At 68.9% G+C, this 19,512-nt stretch carries 20 protein-coding genes and 1 riboswitch; of the genes, 10 read left to right on the top strand and 10 right to left on the bottom strand.

What is annotated here, in order from left to right:
- Positions 1–41: 41 nt before the first annotated feature.
- Both AB5J53_RS24265 and AB5J53_RS24260 read right to left on the bottom strand, forming a co-directional pair.
- Complete coding sequence (locus AB5J53_RS24265) at positions 42–494, bottom strand: N-acetyltransferase family protein (RefSeq protein ID WP_369247761.1); 453 nt, start codon at positions 492–494, stop codon at positions 42–44.
- A 39-nt stretch (positions 495–533) separates the two neighbouring features.
- Positions 534–992 carry a MarR family winged helix-turn-helix transcriptional regulator gene (locus AB5J53_RS24260; protein ID WP_369247760.1) on the bottom strand — a complete coding sequence of 153 codons (459 nt, stop codon included), beginning with the start codon at positions 990–992 and terminating at the stop codon, positions 534–536.
- A gap of 142 nt (positions 993–1,134) precedes the next feature.
- On the opposite strand from AB5J53_RS24260, the gene AB5J53_RS24255 reads away from it, so the two are divergent.
- Together AB5J53_RS24255 and AB5J53_RS24250 are read left to right on the top strand one after the other, a co-directional pair.
- Positions 1,135–2,343: an MFS transporter gene (locus AB5J53_RS24255; RefSeq protein ID WP_369247759.1), complete on the top strand. Its 1,209-nt coding sequence runs from the start codon at positions 1,135–1,137 to the stop codon at positions 2,341–2,343.
- 103 nt (positions 2,344–2,446) lie between these two features.
- Complete coding sequence (locus AB5J53_RS24250) at positions 2,447–2,869, top strand: heme-binding protein (RefSeq protein ID WP_369247758.1); 423 nt, start codon at positions 2,447–2,449, stop codon at positions 2,867–2,869.
- Between the two features lie 138 nt (positions 2,870–3,007).
- Here AB5J53_RS24250 and AB5J53_RS24245 read toward each other — a convergent pair whose 3' ends face one another.
- On the bottom strand, positions 3,008–3,874 hold the full coding sequence (locus tag AB5J53_RS24245; protein ID WP_369247757.1) for a GNAT family N-acetyltransferase: 867 nt from the start codon (positions 3,872–3,874) through the stop codon (positions 3,008–3,010).
- Positions 3,875–4,055: 181 nt separating this feature from the next.
- On the opposite strand from AB5J53_RS24245, the gene AB5J53_RS24240 reads away from it, so the two are divergent.
- Both AB5J53_RS24240 and AB5J53_RS24235 read left to right on the top strand, forming a co-directional pair.
- Entirely contained in the window at positions 4,056–4,688 is a 633-nt protein-coding gene (locus AB5J53_RS24240) for an HAD family hydrolase (RefSeq protein WP_369252436.1), read from the top strand.
- A 400-nt stretch (positions 4,689–5,088) separates the two neighbouring features.
- Positions 5,089–6,789 carry a globin domain-containing protein gene (locus AB5J53_RS24235; RefSeq protein ID WP_369247756.1) on the top strand — a complete coding sequence of 567 codons (1,701 nt, stop codon included), beginning with the start codon at positions 5,089–5,091 and terminating at the stop codon, positions 6,787–6,789.
- Positions 6,790–6,831: 42 nt separating this feature from the next.
- On the opposite strand, the gene AB5J53_RS24230 is transcribed toward AB5J53_RS24235, so the two are convergent.
- From AB5J53_RS24230 to AB5J53_RS24210, 5 genes are all read right to left on the bottom strand, one after another.
- Positions 6,832–7,314 carry an NUDIX domain-containing protein gene (locus tag AB5J53_RS24230; protein ID WP_369247755.1) on the bottom strand — a complete coding sequence of 161 codons (483 nt, stop codon included), beginning with the start codon at positions 7,312–7,314 and terminating at the stop codon, positions 6,832–6,834.
- A 120-nt stretch (positions 7,315–7,434) separates the two neighbouring features.
- The gene (locus AB5J53_RS24225) at positions 7,435–8,340 is read right to left on the bottom strand and encodes a LysR family transcriptional regulator (RefSeq protein WP_369247754.1); all 906 of its coding nucleotides are present in this window, start codon (positions 8,338–8,340) and stop codon (positions 7,435–7,437) included.
- Positions 8,341–8,589: 249 nt separating this feature from the next.
- Positions 8,590–9,735 (bottom strand): cystathionine gamma-lyase, encoded by a 1,146-nt coding sequence (locus AB5J53_RS24220; protein WP_369247753.1) that lies wholly within the window; start codon positions 9,733–9,735, stop codon positions 8,590–8,592.
- Positions 9,732–10,223, bottom strand: coding sequence for a low molecular weight protein-tyrosine-phosphatase (locus AB5J53_RS24215; protein ID WP_369247752.1), 492 nt, complete (start codon positions 10,221–10,223; stop codon positions 9,732–9,734). The genes AB5J53_RS24220 and AB5J53_RS24215 overlap by 4 nt, the downstream gene beginning before the upstream one ends.
- 8 nt (positions 10,224–10,231) lie before the next feature.
- Complete coding sequence (locus AB5J53_RS24210; protein ID WP_369247751.1) at positions 10,232–10,612, bottom strand: phage holin family protein; 381 nt, start codon at positions 10,610–10,612, stop codon at positions 10,232–10,234.
- 81 nt (positions 10,613–10,693) lie between these two features.
- Between AB5J53_RS24210 and AB5J53_RS24205 the strand changes: the two genes are divergently transcribed.
- The 4 genes from AB5J53_RS24205 to AB5J53_RS24190 all read left to right on the top strand — a co-directional run bounded on the left by AB5J53_RS24205 (position 10,694) and on the right by AB5J53_RS24190 (position 13,086).
- Positions 10,694–11,011 (top strand): cupin domain-containing protein, encoded by a 318-nt coding sequence (locus AB5J53_RS24205; RefSeq protein ID WP_369247750.1) that lies wholly within the window; start codon positions 10,694–10,696, stop codon positions 11,009–11,011.
- 175 nt (positions 11,012–11,186) lie between these two features.
- The gene (locus AB5J53_RS24200; protein ID WP_369247749.1) at positions 11,187–11,399 is read left to right on the top strand and encodes a DUF5326 family protein; all 213 of its coding nucleotides are present in this window, start codon (positions 11,187–11,189) and stop codon (positions 11,397–11,399) included.
- Positions 11,400–11,790: 391 nt separating this feature from the next.
- The gene (locus AB5J53_RS24195; protein ID WP_369252434.1) at positions 11,791–12,549 is read left to right on the top strand and encodes an IclR family transcriptional regulator; all 759 of its coding nucleotides are present in this window, start codon (positions 11,791–11,793) and stop codon (positions 12,547–12,549) included.
- Positions 12,550–12,648: 99 nt separating this feature from the next.
- The gene (locus AB5J53_RS24190; protein WP_356798107.1) at positions 12,649–13,086 is read left to right on the top strand and encodes an SsgA family sporulation/cell division regulator; all 438 of its coding nucleotides are present in this window, start codon (positions 12,649–12,651) and stop codon (positions 13,084–13,086) included.
- A 62-nt stretch (positions 13,087–13,148) separates the two neighbouring features.
- Here AB5J53_RS24190 and AB5J53_RS24185 read toward each other — a convergent pair whose 3' ends face one another.
- Positions 13,149–14,606 carry a YibE/F family protein gene (locus tag AB5J53_RS24185; protein ID WP_369247748.1) on the bottom strand — a complete coding sequence of 486 codons (1,458 nt, stop codon included), beginning with the start codon at positions 14,604–14,606 and terminating at the stop codon, positions 13,149–13,151.
- A gap of 71 nt (positions 14,607–14,677) precedes the next feature.
- Positions 14,678–14,834: riboswitch (TPP riboswitch) on the top strand.
- Here AB5J53_RS24185 and thiC point away from each other — a divergent pair.
- A complete protein-coding gene (gene thiC / locus AB5J53_RS24180; protein ID WP_369247747.1) occupies positions 14,827–16,656 on the top strand; it encodes a phosphomethylpyrimidine synthase ThiC in 1,830 nt (609 codons plus the stop codon). Its footprint overlaps the riboswitch before it by 8 nt.
- 94 nt (positions 16,657–16,750) lie before the next feature.
- Entirely contained in the window at positions 16,751–18,265 is a 1,515-nt protein-coding gene (locus tag AB5J53_RS24175; RefSeq protein WP_369247746.1) for a VWA domain-containing protein, read from the top strand.
- 221 nt (positions 18,266–18,486) lie between these two features.
- On the opposite strand, the gene AB5J53_RS24170 is transcribed toward AB5J53_RS24175, so the two are convergent.
- A complete protein-coding gene (locus AB5J53_RS24170; RefSeq protein ID WP_369247745.1) occupies positions 18,487–19,350 on the bottom strand; it encodes a hypothetical protein in 864 nt (287 codons plus the stop codon).
- Positions 19,351–19,512: the final 162 nt, after the last annotated feature.

Below are 19,512 nucleotides of genomic sequence, written 5' to 3'. Positions count from 1 at the left end.
GTGAAACAGGCCGCCCCTCGCCCCGTGCAGGGTGGCACGCCTCAGAGCGGCAGCTTGAAGCCCACGTGAGAGGCCGTGAAGCCGAGCCGCTCGTAGAAGCGATGGGCGTCGGTGCGGGTGACGTCGGAGGTCAGTTGGACCAGTTGGCAGTCCAGGCGCCGGGATTCGTCGATCGCCCACTCGATGAGCTGGGTGCCGAGGCCGCTGCCGCGCTCGTCGGCATGGATGCGTACGCCTTCGATGATGGAGCGAGTCGCTCCCTTGCGGGACAGCCCGGGAATCACCGTGAGCTGAAGGGTGCCGACGACGCGGCCTTCGCGCACGGCGACGACCAGATGCTGGTTCGGGTCGGCGCTCAGGCGCTCCAGGGCGGCCAGATACGGGGTCAGGTCGTCCTGCGACTCGCGTTGGGCGCCCAGCGGATCGTCCGCGAGCATCGCGACGATGGCGGGCACGTCTTCGGCGACAGCGGCTCGTATTTCAAGATCTCCCATGACCGCACCCTATGAGGGCACGCTCATGGGGCGCACGGTCTAAACGGGCACGCTCGCCGATTCCACGACCCGGACCAGCGGGGCCAGCTCCGGGTTCTTGGCCGCTTCGTCGAGGGCTTCGCGCAGGGCGGCGTCATTGGTGGGCCGTGCCTCTTCGAGGAGCTTGAGGCCCGCTTCGCTGACGTTCGTGTAGATGCCGCGACGGTCGGTCGGGCAGAGATACCGGGAGAGCAGCCCGCGGTCCTCGAGGCGGGTGACAAGTCGCGTGGTGGCGCTCTGACTGAGGACGACCGCGTCCGCGACCTGCTTCATCTGCAGATGACCACCCTCGCCGTCGTGCTGTCGGCTGAGCACGTCGAGCAGGGAGTACTCGCGCACGCTCAGGCCGTGCTTGGCCTGCAGCTCGCGCTCGATGTGGGCCTCGATCCTCCCGTGCAAAAGGGAGAGAGCACACCAGCCCTGAGCGAGGGCGGTGAGCGCGGGGTCCGTGGCTGTCATGGCGTTTTCCTCCGTCCCGGAGCGGCTGAGACCAGGATAGAGCACGAGCGCAATAGCCTGCTCTTGCATATAGCCCGCGTCTGCAACTATTGTGGACGCACGCAAAGCGCTCCTGCAATCGTCTGGGAAGGTGTACCCCACCATGCCTCTCGCGCTTCTGGCCCTCGCGATCGGGGCCTTCGGAATCGGAACCACCGAGTTTGTGATCATGGGTGTGCTGCCTGAGGTCGCCGGTGACTTCGGTGTCTCCATCCCTACCGCCGGACTGCTGGTGACCGGCTATGCCCTCGGCGTGGTGATCGGTGCTCCGATCATGACGGCACTCGGCACAAAGGTGTCCCGCAAGCGGATGCTGATGCTTCTGATGGGGCTGTTCGTCCTCGGCAACCTGCTCTCCGCCGTCGCTCCGGTCTTCGGGCTGATGCTGGCGGGCCGAGTGGTCGCCTCCCTCGCCCACGGCGCCTTCTTCGGCATCGGTTCGGTGGTCGCCGCCGAGCTGGTCGCGCCCGAGAAGAAGGCCGGTGCCATCGCCATGATGTTCAGCGGGCTCACCATCGCCAATGTCGTCGGAGTTCCCTTGGGCACGCTGATCGGGCAGTCCGCGGGCTGGCGTGTCACCTTCGCGGGCGTCGCCGTGCTCGGCCTGATCGGGCTGCTGGGCATCGCCAAGCTGGTGCCCGAGCTGCCGAAGCCCGAAGGCGTACACCTCCGTCACGAGCTGGCCGCCTTCAAGAACGTCCAGGTGCTGCTGGCCATGGCGATGACCGTGCTCGGCTTCGGAGGCGTCTTCGCGGCCATCACCTACATCGCACCGATGATGACGCACGTCGCGGGCTTCGCCGACGGCTCCGTCACCTGGCTGCTCGTCCTCTTCGGCCTCGGCATGGTCGGCGGGAACCTCATCGGCGGCAAGTTCGCCGACCGCGCGCTGATGCCGATGCTGTACGTGTCCTTGGGCGGCCTCGCCGTCGTGCTCGCCCTGTTCACCGTGACCGCGCACAACAAGATCCTCGCGGCCGTCACGATCGCCCTCATCGGCGCTCTGGGCTTCGCGACCGTGCCGCCGCTGCAGAAGCGGGTCCTCGACCAGGCGCACGGCGCCCCCACACTGGCGTCGGCCGTGAACATCGGCGCCTTCAACCTCGGCAACGCCCTCTCGGCCTGGCTCGGCGGCATCGTCATCGCCGCGGGCCTGGGCTACACCGCCCCCAACTGGGTCGGCGCCGTCCTCGCCGCGAGCGCGCTCGTCCTCGCTGTCCTCTCGGCCGCCCTGGAGCGCCGCGCGGATGCCCCCAGCACCGTCGTCACCGGCGGCGCGCCCGTGGAACAGCGGACGGCCGTCCACCACTGACCGGGGTCGAGACGGCGCGGGGCCAGGGCCGTCCCCGCACCGTCTGGACTCGGCGCCACCTGCAACCGACTCAGCACGCACCCTCACAAGGAGAAACCCCCTCATGAGCACCACCACCGCCGTCGCCCCGCTGACCACCGAGGACGCCGAAGTTCTGGTCACCGCGGCCCGCCGCGCCGCCACGACCGCCGGAGTCAGGGTCAGCGTCACCGTCCTCGACGCGGGCGGTCACCTGCTTGCCTTCCGGCGCGACGACCAGGCCGTGCTGATCTCCGGCGAGACCAGCACCCGCAAGGCCTACACGGCGCTCCAGCTGGACTCCGCCACCGCCGACCTCGTCGACGCGGTCCAGCCCGGCGGCCTCTTCCACACCCTGCCCACCGCGCTCGACCGGCCCCTGCTGTTCATCGCGGGCGGCGTGCCGGTCCACCGCGACGGCCGCCTGATCGGAGCGATCGGGGTCGGCGGCGGTGCGCCGGACCAGGACCACGGCTTCGCTGTCGCCGCTGTGGAGTCGCTCGCCTGAGTGCACTTCAGTAGAGAAGCGCCGGCCCCTGGGGGTCCGGCGCTTTTCTACAGGCGCTTACCTTCGTCTACGGCGTCAACGGGCATCGCGACGGGCGTCTACGGGCGTCGACGGACGTCTACGGCGTCTACAGGTGTCTCACCCCGCCGCCACCGTCAGTGGAGCGAACCGTCGTGTCCAGTCTCCAGGCAGCTCCGAGATTCCGTACATCATGACCGAGTTGAAGGCGATGGACGCCAGGCCACGGTCCTTCAGCCAGGACAGCAGCTCCTCGTGTCGTACGTCGATGTCAGTGCGCAGCAGGCGGTCGGTGTGGTCGGCCAGCGAGGCGATGAGCGCCTTCGCGGTCTCCGTGTCACGGGCGATCAGCGGACCCACGACATGGTTGTCCATGTTGGGCCAGGCGCAGGCGTATCCGATGATCCGGCCGTTCTCCTCGGCGACACGCAGTTGGTCGGAGAAGGCGGGCAGCCGCGTGATCACGTGGGTGCGATCGACCCCGAAGATCTCCTCGTCGAGCCGGAGGATGGCCGCGAGGTCTTCCGCGGTGGCCGGACGGGTGAAGATCCCGGGCTCCACCCCGCCGGGGACGAAGTGCCCACGGACCATCTCGGCCCGGCCGGTGACCTTGAATCCCAGTTCCTCGTAGAGCGGGCGGCCGTTCGGAGTCGCGTGCAGAGTCAGCGGGGTGGTCCCCATCTCCGCGACCACGTGGCGCATCAGTCGGCGGCCGAGGCCCTGGCGGGCATGCCGCTCGGCGACGAGCACCATGCCGATCGCACCCAGATCAGGGCACTCCCGCGGTCCGTACTCGGTCACGACGCAGGCGGTGACAAGACCTCCGTCGGGGTCATCGATGCCGTAACCGGTTCCCGCCGCGAGGAGCAGACCCCACTTGTGTTCCTCACGGGGCCAGCCCCGATTCTCGGACAAGTCGGCGCAGGCGGTGAGATCGCGAGGCGTCAGACGGCGGACTGGCAGAGCGGCGGGGGAAGATGTCGACACGCACGTCAGGCTGTCTGACACGCACCACTGACGTCCACCGGTTTGCGGGCACACGTACGCGCTTTTGGCCATGTCGTGCACAACCGCACAGCGCCCGGACAGATGTTTCACGTGAAACGGCGCCGATCAACCGCTGGGCGCACCGATGGAGGGACAGCCGGCACCGCTAGCCTCGGCGGGCATGGCACGACTTCATCTCTTCGATCTCGACGGGACGTTGCTGCACGGGAGCACCGCACCGGTGGAGATCTCGCGACAGCTCGGACTGGAAGCCGAGACCGTCGCGCTCGATCAGGCGATCTTCGCGGGGCGCATAGGCCCGCCGGAGTATGCGACGCGGGTGCACGCCCTGTGGACGGAACTCACCGAGGCCCATGTGATGGCGGCTTTCGAGGGGGCGCCCTGGATGTCCGGCATCGAGGACGTCTGGGCGGAGATCCGGGGGGACGGCGACTACTGCGCCGTCATCTCGCTGTCACCCTCCTTCTTCGTGGAACGGCTGACGGCGTGGGGGGCGCATGAGGCACATGGCTCGCGCTTTCCCGCCGTGCCGTTCACCGAGCCGGTCGATCCGGCGGGGATTCTCAGCAGTGCAGCCAAGGTGCAGATCGCGGACCGGCTCTGTGAAAAGTTCGAGGTGAGCCGGGCTGACTGCGTGGCGTATGGCGACTCATTGTCGGACAAGGACCTGTTCGGTGCCGTGCCGGTATCCGTCGCGGTCAATGCGGATCGGCATCTGCGGGGTCTCGCCACCCACGCCTACGTGGGCCGGGATCTGTGGGATGCCTATGAATTGGTCCGTCGCGCCCGGTAATTGAGGCAATTGATGGAGCGGCCCCCTGCCAATTCGTGGTGACGCGAGGGGGGACTTGTGCATGCAGCCACTGCCGGTATGGTCGAGTCCGGTTCGCGTCCGCCGAGATGTGCGCATGTCCCGTGGGGGCACGAACGCAGGCCAATGCAGCCTAACGGGACGGAGAGATCGAAGACCCGCATTTTCCGTTACGCGGCCGGGCGTTGGCTCGGGGTGGGATGCTGCGGTGAGAGTACTGCGGCCAATGTCACATTCTCGCCTTACTTGTCCGTACGGAGCGGGAATCCGGGTTCAATGTGGCCGCATTGCCCGACGGGGACTGAACGGGGAAAGCAAGCAAGCCGTCTGCGGGGGAAAGCAGGCACTTTCCGACCGCGGAAGTGCGCAGACCGACCGAAAGATGTTCGAGGCGAGGCACACCATGGACGCTCCGACCACCACGTCGGCCGACAACGGTACTTCCGGCGGCAACGGCGGGGGCGGCTGGTTCACGCCGCGCAAGGAGCCGGCGCCTTCCGGCGGGGACCAGGGGGCAGCCGACGGCCGTCGACTGGCCGCGATGCGTCCGGTCGGACGGTCCGCCACGGGGCACGGAGCGCCGGAGCAGGGAGCGTCGGCGCAGGAACGAATATCCCCGGCCGTGGAAGGGCCACCCGCCCCGCACGATGCGGCGCCGACGTCGCACGACGCGCCTTCGCCTGGGACGCGACCCCACGAGACGCCACAGGCTGCGACGCGACCCCACGATGCGGCGCCCACTGAGATACGACCCCACGAGCCCGCACCGGCTCAGGCGCGCCTGCACCAGGCACCACAGCCCGAGGCGCGACATCCGGAGCCCGACCCCGCCCACGGCGCCCACGAAGCCGCACGACCGCAGTCGGGCCCCGAGCGGCCCCCGTACGGCTCTCCGCAGCCTGATCCCGGCCCGCAGCCGCGTGTGCCCGCCCAAAGGCCCGCTCCTGAAACACCCCCTGCTCCAAAGGCGTCCCCCGACGCCGTGCTGATCCGCCGGACCATGGCCGAGGTCGGTCCCGTCGCCGACAAGGTCACCTCCTACTTCTACGCGCTGCTCTTCGTGCGCCACCCGGAACTGCGCTCACTGTTCCCCGCCGCGATGGACACCCAGCGGGACCGGCTGCTCAAGGCGCTGCTGACGGCTGCCGAGCACATCGACAACACCAAGGTCCTCGTCGCGTATCTCCAGAACCTCGGTCGTGGACACCGCAAGTACGGCACGCGGCCCGAGCACTACCCGGCCGTCGGTGAGTGCCTCATCGGCTCGCTCAGCCGGTACGCCTCGGCGATCTGGGACCCCGAGATGGAGGCGGCCTGGGTGCGGGCGTACACGACCATCTCCCAGGTCATGATCGACGCGGCGGCCGCCGACGAGCTGCGAGCGCCGGCCTGGTGGTACGCCGAGGTGGTCTCGCACGACCTCAGGACCCCGGACGTCGCGGTCATCACCGTCCGCCCCGACCAGCCGTACCCCTTCCTCGCCGGGCAGTACACGAGCTTGGAGACCCCGTGGTGGCCGCGGATCTGGCGGCACTACTCGTTCGCCTCGGCGCCCCGCTCCGACGGGCTGCTGTCGTTCCACGTGAAGGCGGTTCCGGCGGGCTGGGTGTCCAACGCGCTGGTGCACCGAGCCCGGCCCGGCGACATCATCCGGCTCGGACCGCCGGCCGGCTCGATGATCGTCGACCACACCACCGACAGCGGACTGCTCTGTCTGGGCGGTGGCACCGGCATAGCGCCCATCAAGGCCCTGGTCGAGGATGTCGCCGAGCACGGGGAGCGCCGCCCGGTCGAGGTCTTCTATGGTGCTCGCACCGATCACGACCTGTACGACATCGACACGATGCTGCGGCTCCAGCAGAGCCACCCGTGGCTCGCGGTGCGTCCGGTCGTCGACCAGCAGGCCCATCTCCAGCTGCCGGACGTCGTACGCGAATACGGGCCGTGGAATGAGTACGACGCGTATCTCTCGGGTCCGCCCGGGATGATCCGCAGCGGTGTGGACGCGCTGCGAGACATCGGCATTCCGTCGGATCGCATACGCCACGACTCGGTGGAGGAACTCGTCGCGGCCGGGGACTGACCTGGGCCCAAGGCTCCTGCGGACAAGCCCCAGCCGCGTAAGTCAGCCCAGGTCGGGCGCGTGCATCGCCCGTACGCCCTCGATGTTCCCGTCGAGGTAGTGCCGCAGGGACAGCGGTACGAGGTGGACGGACGCGATCCCGACCCGCGTGAACGGCACGCGGACGATCTCGTACTCGCCGCACGGTTCGTCCACCTCGGGACCATGCCGCAGGGCCGGGTCCATGGACTCGAGGCGGCAGACGAAGAAGTGCTGCACCTTCACGCCGGTCGCGCCGCCGTCGTCGCCGATGTGCTCGACGGTGTCAACGAAGCAGGGCACCACATCGGTGATCTTTGCGCCGAGCTCCTCGTGCACTTCACGGTGGAGTGCGTCGACGACAGTCGTGTCCTCCGGTTCGACCCCGCCACCCGGTGTGAGCCAGTAGGGATCGACGCCGGGCTTGGTGCGCTTGATCAAGATCAGGTCGTCGCCATCGAGCAGGATGGCGCGGGCGGTGCGCTTGACCACGGGTCGGACGGTCATGGGAGAAATGTGGCCCGGCTGGTTCCACGTGAAACATCGCAAAGCCCCAAGAGCTTCAGAACGGGCCTCAACACCGGCCGAGGCCTCCCGGCCTTGGCTCCAGTCGACGCCTCGGTGGCCTCAGCTCCAGTCGGTGGCCGCCCTCAGCAGCCACTCGTGCGCCCGCGCTATATGCGGCATCGCCAGCGTTCCGGTGCGGACCACCAGGAAGTACGTACGCAGGGGAGGCACCGCCGGGTCGAGGAGCGCCACGACGTCGCCGCGCTCCAGGGCGTCGGTGCACAGATACCGGGGCAGCACGGCCAGGCCGGCGCCCGCGGCGGCGCAGGCGAGGACCGCGCGCAGATCGGGGACGACGACGGTGCCCGAGGCGGCCGGGCGGCAGTCGAAGACGGAGGCCCAGTAGCGGGCGACGAGCGGTAGCGACTCGTGTACCTCGACCACGGGAAAGTTCTCCAGCGCGTGGGCGCCCTTGCGGCGCAGCTTGCCCGGGCCGACGCGGGCGGCCCAGCGCGGGGCGGCGACCAGGACGTGCTCTTCGTCGCAGAGCGGAGTCGCGGTGAGCAGCGCACCCCGTGGGCGGGCCGTCGTAATGGCCAGATCATGATGTCCGGCAGCCAGCCCCTCCAGCGTCTCCTCGGCGTTTCCGAAGGATGCGCGCAGTGCGAAGCCCTGGCCGCCGTCGCCCGTCAGCTCCGTCAGCGCGGGCAGGGCCCGTTCGGCGGTGAACTCCGGCGGCCCTGCGAGGTGCAGGGTGCGTAAGGACGAGTCCTCGTCGAGCCCGGCCTCGGCGATCTCCACCAGGGCGTCGAGATGCGGAGCGGCCTTGTGGGCGAGCTCGTCGCCGATGGTGGTCGGAGTCACGCCGCGGGCCTGGCGCAGAAACAGGGGACGCCCCAACTGCCGCTCCAGCGTGCGGATCTGCGAGGTGACGGCGGGCTGTGAGAGTCCGAGCAGCGCGGCGGCGCGGGTGAAGGAACCGGCCCGGTGCACAGTCACAAAGGTGCGCAGCAAGGCCAAGTCCATGGTGCCCCTCCCCTCCCAGCACCCCCGCGCGAGCCTCAACTATAAATAAGTCGATAGGTCTCTGTCGCTACCGTGATTGGACACTGACACAGAGTCAACTAGCCTTGTTTGCGCGGTTCTTCGCGCGCAGAACCGGGACGGTCCGAGCCACGAGGGGGGAGGCTCGGACCGTCCGTTGTACGTAGCGGGGTACTAAACCGGCGGCGCGGACGCGCGCCGTCGCCTACTCACCGGTCGCTCAGGAGGCATTCACTCAGCGGATTCGTCGAGTGCCCGCAGCACGTCCGCCACCAGGTCCTCGGGATCCTCCGCGCCGGCCGAGAATCGAATGAAGCCTTCCGGTACCGCGTCCCCACCCCACCGGCCGCGCCGCTCGGCCGTGGACCGCACGCCGCCGAAGCTCGTCGCGTCGTCCACCAGACGCAGCGCGTCGAGAAAACGGTCGGCACGCGCGCGCGTGGGCAGCGTGAAGGACACCACGCATCCGAAGCGCCGCATCTGCCGTGAAGCGATCTTGTACGAGGGGTCTTCGGCCAGTCCCGGATAGCGCAGTCCGGTGACCTCGGGCCGCTCCCGCAACGCCTCGGCGATCGCCAGGGCGTTGGCCGTCTGCCGGTCGGCTCGCAGCTGGAGTGTGGCGAGCGAGCGGTGTGCCAGCCAGGCCTCCATGGGGCCGGGGATCGCACCGACGATCTTCCGCCAGCGTCGTACGGGAGCCATCAGGGAGGCGTCGCGTGCGGTGACGTATCCCAGGAGGATGTCGCCGTGCCCGGTGAGCATCTTGGTGCCGCTGGCCACGGAGAAGTCGGCGCCTAGCTCCAGCGGGCGCTGGCCGAGCGGGGTCGCCAGAGTGTTGTCGACCGCGACGAGGGTGCCCTGCGCGTGTGCCGCCGCGACGAGTCGCCGTACGTCGCACACATCGAGGCCCGGGTTCGACGGAGTCTCGATCCACAGCAGCTTCGCGCCGTCGAGCACCTCCAGCTGGCCGTCGCCGCCGGTCGGGGCGGTGCGCACCTCGATGCCGTACGCGGTCAGCTGTTCGCGCACCAGCGGCAGCACCTGATAGCCGTCGTCGGGCAGGACCACGACGTCGCTGGCGCGCAGCTGGGAGAAGAGCACCGCCGAGATGGCAGCCATGCCCGAAGGGAAGGCGAGCGTCTCGATGCCATCCTGTCCAGGGGCCTCCAGCTCGCCGATGGCACGCTCCAGGAGCGTCCACGTCGGGTTCTCGTCACGGCCGTAGGTGTACGGGCCGGTGGGCTCGCCCGGCAGATGGAAGTGCGCGGCGAAGACCGGGCCCGGGAGCGTCGGCTCGTACTTGACGGGTTCGGGCAGTCCGGCCCGCACCGCGCGGGTGCCGTCACCTGTTCCCGTGACGAAATCCCCTGATGTCATGCCGCCCGTCCCTCCACTTGCTCCTGTATCGCGGCGAGCAGTCCGAGGCTCGCCGCTTCCACCATCTCAAGACACTCCTCGAAGCCTTCCATATGTCCGTAATACGGATCGGGGACGTCCAGATCGTCGCCCGCGGAGGGGTCGTACGACCGCAGGAGCTGGACCTTGGCCGCATCCTCCGAAGTGGGTGCGAGCCGGCGCAGCGCCTTCAGATGGCCGGAGTCGAGGGCGATGACGAGGTCGAGGCGGGAGAACCACGAGACCTGGAACTGCCGGGCCGCGTGGTCGCTCTCGTAGCCGCCCGCCTCCAGCACGGCGACGGTGCGGGAGTCGGCGCCGTCGCCCTCGTGCCAGCCGCCCGTGCCCGCGCTGTCGACCTCTACCAGGCCGTCGAGCCCGGCCTCTTCTATGTGGGCGCGGAAGACGGACTCGGCCATTGGGGAGCGGCAGATGTTGCCGGTGCAGACGAAGCAGACGCGATAGGGCATGGGTGGACTCAGTCCTTGCCGTCGGGGAGCACGACGTTGAGTGCCCAGGACACGATGGAGATGATCAGGCCGCCGAGGACCGCGGTCCAGAAACCCTCGACGTGGAAACTCAGGTCGAGCTTGTCGGCCAGCCACGAGGTGAGCAGCAGCATCAGCGCATTGACCACCAGGGTGATCAGGCCGAGCGTGAGGATGAAGAGCGGGAAGGTCAGCACCTTCACGACCGGCTTGACCAGGAAGTTCACCAGGCCGAAGACCAGCGCCACAATCAGCAGAGTGCCGACCTTCTTGCCGGTGCTGTCGCCCGTCAGGGTGATCTTGTCGAGCAGCCACACGGCGACGGCGAGGGCCCCCGCGTTGGCGATCGTCTTGACTACGAAATTCTTCATGTGTCTGATCGTGGCAGAAGAGATCGAATAGCGGACCAGGCTGTGGATACAGCCTGCGGCGTACGAGAGCGGACGAGGGCGATGAAGGCATTCCGGCTGGATGAACTGGAGGCGGAACGCGCCGCCAACGACGGCGCCTACCTGCAGTTTCTGCGTGAGCGGAACATGTCGGTCGGCCTCTACGCGCTCGGCGCGGGCGAACTCGACCCGCAGAAGCCGCACCAGCAGGACGAGGTGTACTTCGTGGTGAGTGGGCGCGCATCGATCACCGTTGGTCTGGAGACCACCCAGGTTGCACGAGGCAGCGTCGTCTACGTACCGGCGGGCGTCGCCCACAAGTTCCACCACATCACGGAGGACCTCAGGGTTCTGGTGGTGTTCTCTCCGCCGGAGAGCTGACCTCCGCCTCAGGGTTCCCTAGGGGAACGGTCAGGGGAGGACAAGGGGTGCCAGGACCCCGCCGGGCCCCTCTCGGCCCTAGCATCGAATGCAGGACATCAATGCAGGACATCAGAGAACCCGTAGTCAACGCCCCGTACTTGGGGCAACGGGCGGAGAGGTAAGGACGAGGGCGATGCGAGAGATCTTCAACGGTATGCCGTGGTGGGTGAAGTGGGTCGCGGTGCCGGTCATCGCCCTGGTCGTCTTCGGCACGGTGATAGTCAGCGTGCTCAGTGTGGTCATCAGCCTGCTCTTCAAGGGCCTGGTCTTCGTCGCGCTGGTCGGCGGACTGATCTACATCGTGCGGAAGTTCATGTCGAACTCGTCGTCGCGCAGCGACTGGTGAGGCGGTCCCGCAGTGACGGGTGGGGCGCATGAGGGTGAGCGATCGGTAACGGGCAGGCCGGTAAAGGGAACCTGAGGTTCCCTCGGGCGAGGGAAGTTTTCCGGCGAGGCCGTCTGCGAGCGGTGGCAGGCGGTTAAAGTCCGGAATTCGACGCGGGGTCGACCCCGCGCGGGCAGCGCACAGCCCCCTCCCGTGTTCCCCCGCACGGGCGGTCCCCCTCGCGCTTCGGGAGTGCCCCTTGGCCACGGTTGACACCGCACCCACAGATTCCCCCACTCCACCCCTCCAGCGATCGGGCGTGCCCGCGGGATCACGCGTCCCGCCCGCCCAGCCGCGCACCACGCCCGGGGAGACATGTGCTCCGCGCACCCCTCCCGCGGAGGCTGCGTCCCTGGAGCCGCACGCCACGACCCTGATCGGCTCCGTGCAGCGGGCAATGCGCCTTCTGGAGGCTGTCGCTGCGCGCGAGCACGGTGCGCCCGCCAAGCAGCTCGCCCGCGAGGCCGGGCTCGCGCTGCCGACGGCGTACCACCTGCTGCGCACCCTGGTCCATGAGGGCTATCTGCGCCGCGACAAGGGGCTGTTCTTCCTTGGTGAGGCCGCCGAGCGGCTGAGCAGCAGCGGAGCACAGCAGAAACGTCGCAGCACCGTGAGCGACGCGCTCGCGCACTGGCGCGATTCGATCGGCGTACCGGTGTACTACGCGATCTACCGCGACGGCGAGATCGAGGTCATGTGCATCGCCGACACCCCGGGCAATCCGGCGGTCGAGGAGTGGGCCGACTTCCGGGAGACCGGGCACGCCCACGCGATCGGCCAGTGTCTGCTGTCCCAGCTGGACGAGAAGGCCCGCCGGGACCACCTCGACCGCTACCCGGTGCAGTCGATCACTCCGTACACGGTGCGTGACAACGACAGCCTGCTGCGGCGCCTGGAGCGGACGGGACGGATGGAGCCCGTCATCGAACGCCAGGAGTACGCGCTGGGCACCGTCTGCGCCGCGATCCCCATCACGGCAGGCACAACTGCCGGGACGATGGCCATTTCTCTGCCTTCTCACCAGGCCGAGCGACTGCTGCCCGCCGCACGCCAATTGCAGGGCGAAATCGGCAGGCTGCTAGGGACACTCGCCATCTCTATCAGTATCTGAAAACTCACTCCTTGTGATCTCGTGTGCACTTTGAGCAAGATTTCAGCAGTGTCAGGGGGACGATTCCTGGCCAGTCGACGGCAAACGACGGGGTAGGCGATGCGCGAGTCGGTACAGGCCGAGGTCATGATGAGCTTCCTCGTGTCGGAGGAGTTGTCCTTCCGCATTCCGGTGGAGCTGCGATACGAGACCTGTGATCCGTACGCCGTGCGGCTGACCTTTCATTTGCCCGGCGACGCTCCTGTGACCTGGGCGTTCGGGCGGGAGTTGCTGATCGACGGCGTGGGCAGGCCGTGCGGTGACGGCGATGTGCACATCGCGCCCGCCGACCCGGAGGCGTTCGGCGAGGTGCTGATCCGGCTTCAGGTGGGCGGCGACCACGCGCTGTTCCGGTCCGGGGCGGCGCCGCTCGTGGCCTTCCTCGACCGCACGGACAAGCTCGTGCCGCTGGGGCAGGAGCGTTCCCTCGCCGACTTCGACACGCACCTCGACGAGGCGCTGGACCGCATTCTGGCGGAGGAGCAGAGCGCGGGCTGACGCACCGCTACCCCCCAAGTGGAGTAACGCTTCCTCACAAGGGGCGCGGGTGCCGGATGGTTTCAGCGCTTGCGGCGGCGGCCCTTTCCGCTGCGTACAGGCGTCCTGGCTCCCGTGGGCTCCACAGGGCCGGCCGCGGTCTCCGGACGGTCCGCGGAGACCACGAGAGCGGCCAGCGCGGTGGTCACCGGCACCGAGGCGACCAGGCCGATCGAGCCGATCAGGGTGCGCACGATCTCTTCGGCGACCAATTCGCTGTTGGCGACCGTGCCCACACTGCTCTGCGCGATCGAGAAGAGCAGCAGCAGCGGCAGCGCAGCGCCCGCGTACGCCAGGACGAGGGTGTTGACGACGGATGCGATGTGGTCGCGGCCGATGCGGATTCCCGCGCGGTACAGGCTACGCCAGCCCATCGTGGGATTCGCCTCGTGCAGCTCCCAGACCGCGGACGTCTGCGTCACCGTCACATCGTCGAGCACACCGAGCGAACCGATGATGACGCCCGCGAGCAGCAGACCGCTCATGTCGATGGACGGATACAAGCCGTGGATCAGGCCAGTGTTGTCGTCGGTGTTCCCGGTCAGCGCCGCCCAGCCGATGAAGACGGAGCCGAGCACACCGATCAGCACCAGCGAGAGCAGTGTGCCGATGACGGCCACCGACGTGCGGGCCGAGAGGCCATGGCACATGTAGAGCGCGATCAGCATGATGGCGCTGGCCCCGACGACCGCCACGATCAGTGGGTCCGAGCCATGCAGGATCGCGGGCAGGATGAAGAAATTCAGGATCAGGAAGCTGATGGCCAGCGCGATGAGCGCCATGACGCCGCGCATCCGGCCCACCACCACGACAACCAGTGCGAAGATCCCGGCGAGCAGGGCCAGGGGGAACTTCCGGTTCACGTCGGTTACCGAGTACTGCAAATCCTTGGGCGCGGAGGGCTCATACGCGACCACGACCTTCTCGCCCTGATGCAACTGCCGCGACTGGTCCGGCTGGACGATCTCGGTGAACGTACGGCCCTTGTCCTTGCCGGTATCGATCCGGATCGTCGCCTTCTTGCAGTCGCCCGTCGCCTGCTGCTGCGCGGAGGAGCCCTCGGCGGTGGAGGTGTCGCCGGTCGGGGTCTCCCCCGAGGCGTTCACGGACTTGCAGTCCACCTTGTCGACCTTGGTCACCGTCGCCTGCTGGGTCTGCCGGTCGAAGCCGACGCCGGTGCGCTCGTGGGACGGGGCGCCGCCGGGCCAGAGCACCACGAGACCCACGACGACCGCCGTGGTGAAGGGGATCAGCACCGCGGCGATGACCTTGCGCAGGTGCTTGGATACGGGGACTGCGGGGCCGTGGCTGTGCGAGTGGCCGTGCCCGCCGCCAGGGCCGTCGCCTGGTCCGGGGCCATGGCCACCACCGCCCGGTCCATGTCCGCGGCCGTCGCCGGAACCATGTCCATGGCCCTCACCGGAGCCGGGTCCGCGAGGCGGCTCGGACGGTGGATATGGGGGCTGCTGCATTGTGGTCACCGACCGATCATCGCAAGAACGGAGGGGGCCCTCTGTTCAGCGCGCCAGATATGACGCTAGCGTGGAGGCACCTTTGCACACGCGGGAGCTCGGAGCACCGGGCTGAGAGGGCGCTGACCTTCGTCTCAGCGATGTTTCACATGAAACATCGACGGACGGAAGCCGCTGCGTCGACCGCCGAACCTGTTACCGGGTAATGCCGGCGTAGGGAGTAGGTCTCATGACCAACAAGGACGTACGCACGCCTGCCTCCAGCCAGACGGACGGGGCGCTTGCTCCGGCCGAGAACGGTGGGGCATCCGCCCCGACCGAGAACGGCGAGGCCGGGAAGTCCATCGGCTGGCACAAGGCGTATGTCGGCGGTTCTCGCCCCGATCTACGAGTGCCGGTCCGTCAGGTGCACCTCACCAACGGGCAGTCCGTCACGCTGTACGACACCTCCGGCCCGTACACCGATCCGACCGTCGATACCGATGTACGCAGGGGTCTGGCACCACTGCGCGAGAACTGGATCATCGCTCGCGGCGACACCGAGGAGTACGCGGGCCGTCCGGTCCGCCCCGAGGACGACGGGATCAAGCACACCTCACCGCGCGGGGGGCTGCGCAACCTCGACGCGGTCTTCCCTGGACGGCCGCGCCAGCCGCGCCGGGGCCGCCCCGGACAGGCGGTGACGCAGCTCGCGTACGCCCGCCGCGGTGAGATCACGCCCGAGATGGAGTTCGTGGCGGTCCGCGAGAACGTCGACCCCGAGGTCGTACGCGAGGAGATCGCCGCGGGCCGTGCGGTGCTGCCCGCGAATGTGAACCACCCGGAAATCGAGCCGATGATCATCGGCAAGCGGTTCCTGGTGAAGGTCAACGCCAACATCGGCAACTCGGCTGTGACGTCCTCCATCGAGGAGGAGGTCGAGAAGATGACCTGGGCGACCCGCTGGGGCGCCGACACGGTCATGGACCTGTCCACCGGCCGCAACATCCACACGACCCGCGAGTGGGTGCTGCGCAACTCCCCCGTCCCCATCGGCACGGTGCCGCTCTACCAGGCACTGGAGAAGGTCGACGGCCGCGCCGAGGAGCTGACCTGGGAGATCTACAAGGACACGGTCATCGAGCAGGCCGAGCAGGGCGTGGACTACATGACGGTCCACGCGGGCGTACGCCTGCCGTACGTGCCGCTCACCGCGAACCGCAAGACCGGCATCGTCTCGCGCGGCGGCTCGATCATGGCGGCCTGGTGCCTCGCGCACCACAAGGAGTCGTTCCTGTACGAGAACTTCGAGGAGCTCTGCGAGATCCTCGCGGCGTACGACGTCACGTACTCGCTCGGCGACGGCCTGCGGCCCGGCTCCATCGCGGACGCCAACGACGCCGCCCAGTTCGCGGAGTTGAGGACGCTCGGGGAACTCAACACGATCGCCAAGCGTTTCAACGTACAGACCATGATCGAAGGCCCGGGACATGTCCCGATGCACAAGATCAAGGAGAACATCGACCTTCAGCAGGAGATCTGCGATGAAGCTCCGTTCTATACGCTCGGCCCGCTGACGACGGACGTCGCGCCGGCGTACGACCACATCACCTCCGGCATCGGTGCCGCGATGATCGCCTGGTGGGGCACGGCCATGCTCTGCTACGTCACGCCCAAGGAGCACTTGGGCCTGCCCAACCGTGACGACGTCAAGACCGGCGTCATCACCTACAAGATCGCCGCCCACGCAGCCGACCTCGCCAAGGGGCACCCAGGTGCGCAGGAATGGGACGACGCGCTGTCCGACGCCCGCTTCGAATTCCGGTGGGAGGACCAGTTCAACCTGGCCCTCGACCCGGACACGGCACGGGAGTTCCACGACGAGACACTGCCGGCCGAGCCCGCCAAGACGGCCCACTTCTGCTCCATGTGCGGGCCGAAGTTCTGCTCGATGAAGATCTCGCAGGACATCCGGCGTGAGCACGGCGGTTCGCAGGCGGAGATCGAGGAGGGTATGGCGCAGAAGTCCAAGGAGTTCGCGGCGGCGGGCAACCGGGTCTATCTGCCGTTGGCGGACTGAGGCGCGCACGAGTGCGTGGTGTTCGGAGCCGTCCGAGGCTCGTATATGTGCATCGGACGGCTTCAGGGCCGGGTTCTGTCGGCAGACTGGGCGCATGACAGCGACATCCATGAGCAAGGGCGCCAACCTTCCCGTGGCCGCCGAGGCCGTGCAGGTCGTGCTGAGCTGGTCCGGTGGGTCCGGTGGGTCCGGTGGGTCCGGTGGGTCCGGTGGGTCCGGTGCGCCGGACGCCGATGCCTCGGCGCTGCTGCTGGGTGCGGGTGGACGGGTGCGGGACGACGGGGACTTCGTCTTCTACAACCAGCCGCAGCATGCCTCCGGGGCCGTGCGGCACCTCGGGAAGCGGCGGGACGGCGGAGCCACGACGGACACGGTCGGAGTGGACCTGCGCGCCCTGGAGCCGGGCATCGAGCGGGTTGTCCTGTGCGCCTCGGCCGACGGCGGCACCTTCGGCGAGCTGTCCGGCCTGACGCTCACGTTGCTCGACGCCGGGACGCGGCAGGAGCTCGCGCGCTTCGAGATGGAGGCCACGACGGAGACGGCGTTCATCGGTGGTGAGCTGTATCTGCGCGGCGGCCAGTGGAAGTTCCGCGCGGTCGGACAGGGCTACGCGTCCGGGCTCGCTGGCCTGGCGACCGACTTCGGGATCAGCGTGGACGACGAGGCCGGGGGCTCCGCGTCTGCCGCCGGCTCCGCGCCCGGGACCGGTGCCGCGTCGGCGGTGCCGCCTGCGGTGACCGCCGCGGGCCCACCGGTGGTGCCGTCCGCGGGCCCGCCCATCGCGCCGCCTGTGGCCCCGCCCGCCCCGCAGGTTCCGCCGGCGCCCCCAGGCTCCGCGCCTCGCCTCACCAAGGGCGAGGAGCAGTTGCCCGTGGACATGCGCAAGCGGCTCTCCCTGCGCAAGGAGCAGGTGGCGGTCAGTCTGCGAAAGCGCGGGGCGGAGGGGGTCACAGCGCGTGTCGTCCTGGTTCTAGATGCCTCCGGGTCGATGTCCTTCCTGTACTCGAAGGGTGTCGTGGCCGATGTGGTGGAGCGGATGGCCGCGGTGGCCGCGCAGTTGGACGACGACGGAGTGATGCAGGCCTGGACGTTCGCGTCCCATGCGGCCCGGCTGCCGGATCTCGGTCTGGGGGAACTGCCCGAGTGGCTGGAGCTCCATGTCCGGGTCGGTGAGCTGAGCCTGTTCCGTCGGAGCAAGAAGCCGCGGAAGGGCCTGCGGCCGGGGCAGGTGGACATGCGCGCGGTCGGGATCCAGAACGAGGAGCAGAAGGTGATCGCCGAGGTCCGGACATATGTGCGTGAGCACCCGGCCGCCGATCCCACCCTGGTGCTGTTCTTCTCCGACGGAGGTGTCTATCGCAACAAGGAGATCGAGAAGGAGCTGCGGGAGGCGGTGGAGGAGCCGATCTTCTGGCAGTTCGTGGGCCTGGGACGGTCCAACTACGGCGTGCTGGAGCGGTTCGACACGCTGCCGGGCCGACGCGTCGACAACGTCGGCTTCTTCGCCGTCGACGACATCAGCAGCATCCCGGACCCGGAGCTTTACGACCGGCTGCTGTCCGAGTTCCCGGCCTGGATGACCGCGGCCCGCCAGCTCGGCATCATCTGACCGGGCCCTGCTGGCGCGGCCGGACCCGACACGGGGCCCTGTCGGGCCGGGCATCGGCGGACGGAGCCCGGCCAGGGGGGCGTTCGGACGCGCCCTGCCGGAGAGCGTACGGGCGTACACCACCCACCGGTTCGGGCCCGCGCCCCATCAGCGCGGGCCCCGGTTTCCTTTCCGCATCAGGCCGTCGCCCCCGGACATGAAGCACCCGGTCGGCCCGGGCGTCACTCCGGCTGGTGCTCGGGCCCTCCGAAGTCCGGGCTCGTGAAGTCCGGGCTGGAGAAGCTCGGGCGCGGGCCGGCCGCGGGTCCGCCGTCAGGGCTGCTGAACCCCGGTCGGTTGTAGCCGAGTTGCGGGATGCGGCTGGGCGCCGGTGCCGGACGGCCCAGTGCCGCGGAGCCCGGATCGGCGAGGGCCTCCCGGAGGAACGGCAGGATGCCGCGTTCCAGCAGGGCCTCGCGCCAGGCTTCCCTGGCCCGGGCCACCTGCTCGTTCAGCTCGCCGCGCGCTCCGGCCTGGAGCGAGGAGGAACTGTTGCGCAGTGCGGTCAGCAGCAGCCCGACCGCGGCGACCAGAATCGCGGCCGCCGTGACCGCGCCGAAGACCCATCCGGTGGTGAGGAGGGTCTTGGCGAACGTCTGCTCGGGGTCGAGCATCTTCAGGAGGTACCCCACGAGCAGGAAGATCGCCGCCGCTGTCCCGGCGAGGACGGGGGCGAGCACCGCGACGACGGCGATGGCGCCGGCCCCGGCGGTCTCGGACACCTCCCCCACGGTGGCGGCGAGCCCCATCGCGGTCGCGCCCGGCTCCGCGGAGCCGGCTTCCTCGCTCACGACCGGGGTGGACGGCGCCGGCTGGCGCAGCTCCTCGCGGACCCTCACATAATGCTGGTATTCGCTCGCCGCGGCCGCCGTGATGAGTGCGGTGGCGTTGAGCGCCATGGTGCGCAGTTGTTCGGGGTTGAGCCGCTGGCCGACAGCGGCGAGTTCCGGACGGTGTGGTGCGGAGCGCAGCGCCTCATCGAGGATCCGCTCGTATTCCTGGCGGTCCTCGCTCAGCAGGTGCTGCGGAACGCTGTTCATGTGCATCCCCCGATGCTCCGTAGGGCTGGTGGCTCGCACGCTGACGAGCCGTCGGGCAGAAACGGAGGGGAGCCTGCTACGGATAAGCCGATGGTAGAGCGGTGACGGCACGCCGTGACAGGGGGTTTCCAGAAATTGCCCCCTGGCCAGCGCAGTCCTCCGTGGGGG

The organism is Streptomyces sp. R41, assembly GCF_041053055.1.
In the GTDB taxonomy this organism is placed as follows: domain Bacteria; phylum Actinomycetota; class Actinomycetes; order Streptomycetales; family Streptomycetaceae; genus Streptomyces.
Note: the sequence above shows the minus strand (reverse complement) of the source record. Positions and strands in the feature narration are given on the sequence as shown.

Excerpts from the sequence above, each read along its gene's own strand:
- AB5J53_RS24265 (WP_369247761.1), bottom strand. The coding sequence starts at position 494 with ATGGGAGATCTTGAAATACGAGCCGCTGTCGCCGAAGACGTGCCCGCC.
- AB5J53_RS24260 (WP_369247760.1), bottom strand. The coding sequence starts at position 992 with ATGACAGCCACGGACCCCGCGCTCACCGCCCTCGCTCAGGGCTGGTGT.
- AB5J53_RS24255 (WP_369247759.1), top strand. The coding sequence starts at position 1,135 with ATGCCTCTCGCGCTTCTGGCCCTCGCGATCGGGGCCTTCGGAATCGGA.
- AB5J53_RS24250 (WP_369247758.1), top strand. The coding sequence starts at position 2,447 with ATGAGCACCACCACCGCCGTCGCCCCGCTGACCACCGAGGACGCCGAA.
- AB5J53_RS24240 (WP_369252436.1), top strand. The coding sequence starts at position 4,056 with ATGGCACGACTTCATCTCTTCGATCTCGACGGGACGTTGCTGCACGGG.
- AB5J53_RS24235 (WP_369247756.1), top strand. The coding sequence starts at position 5,089 with ATGTTCGAGGCGAGGCACACCATGGACGCTCCGACCACCACGTCGGCC.
- AB5J53_RS24230 (WP_369247755.1), bottom strand. The coding sequence starts at position 7,314 with ATGACCGTCCGACCCGTGGTCAAGCGCACCGCCCGCGCCATCCTGCTC.
- AB5J53_RS24225 (WP_369247754.1), bottom strand. The coding sequence starts at position 8,340 with ATGGACTTGGCCTTGCTGCGCACCTTTGTGACTGTGCACCGGGCCGGT.
- AB5J53_RS24220 (WP_369247753.1), bottom strand. The coding sequence starts at position 9,735 with ATGACATCAGGGGATTTCGTCACGGGAACAGGTGACGGCACCCGCGCG.
- AB5J53_RS24215 (WP_369247752.1), bottom strand. The coding sequence starts at position 10,223 with ATGCCCTATCGCGTCTGCTTCGTCTGCACCGGCAACATCTGCCGCTCC.
- AB5J53_RS24210 (WP_369247751.1), bottom strand. The coding sequence starts at position 10,612 with ATGAAGAATTTCGTAGTCAAGACGATCGCCAACGCGGGGGCCCTCGCC.
- AB5J53_RS24205 (WP_369247750.1), top strand. The coding sequence starts at position 10,694 with ATGAAGGCATTCCGGCTGGATGAACTGGAGGCGGAACGCGCCGCCAAC.
- AB5J53_RS24200 (WP_369247749.1), top strand. The coding sequence starts at position 11,187 with ATGCGAGAGATCTTCAACGGTATGCCGTGGTGGGTGAAGTGGGTCGCG.
- AB5J53_RS24190 (WP_356798107.1), top strand. The coding sequence starts at position 12,649 with ATGCGCGAGTCGGTACAGGCCGAGGTCATGATGAGCTTCCTCGTGTCG.
- thiC (WP_369247747.1), top strand. The coding sequence starts at position 14,827 with ATGACCAACAAGGACGTACGCACGCCTGCCTCCAGCCAGACGGACGGG.
- AB5J53_RS24175 (WP_369247746.1), top strand. The coding sequence starts at position 16,751 with ATGACAGCGACATCCATGAGCAAGGGCGCCAACCTTCCCGTGGCCGCC.
- AB5J53_RS24170 (WP_369247745.1), bottom strand. The coding sequence starts at position 19,350 with ATGCACATGAACAGCGTTCCGCAGCACCTGCTGAGCGAGGACCGCCAG.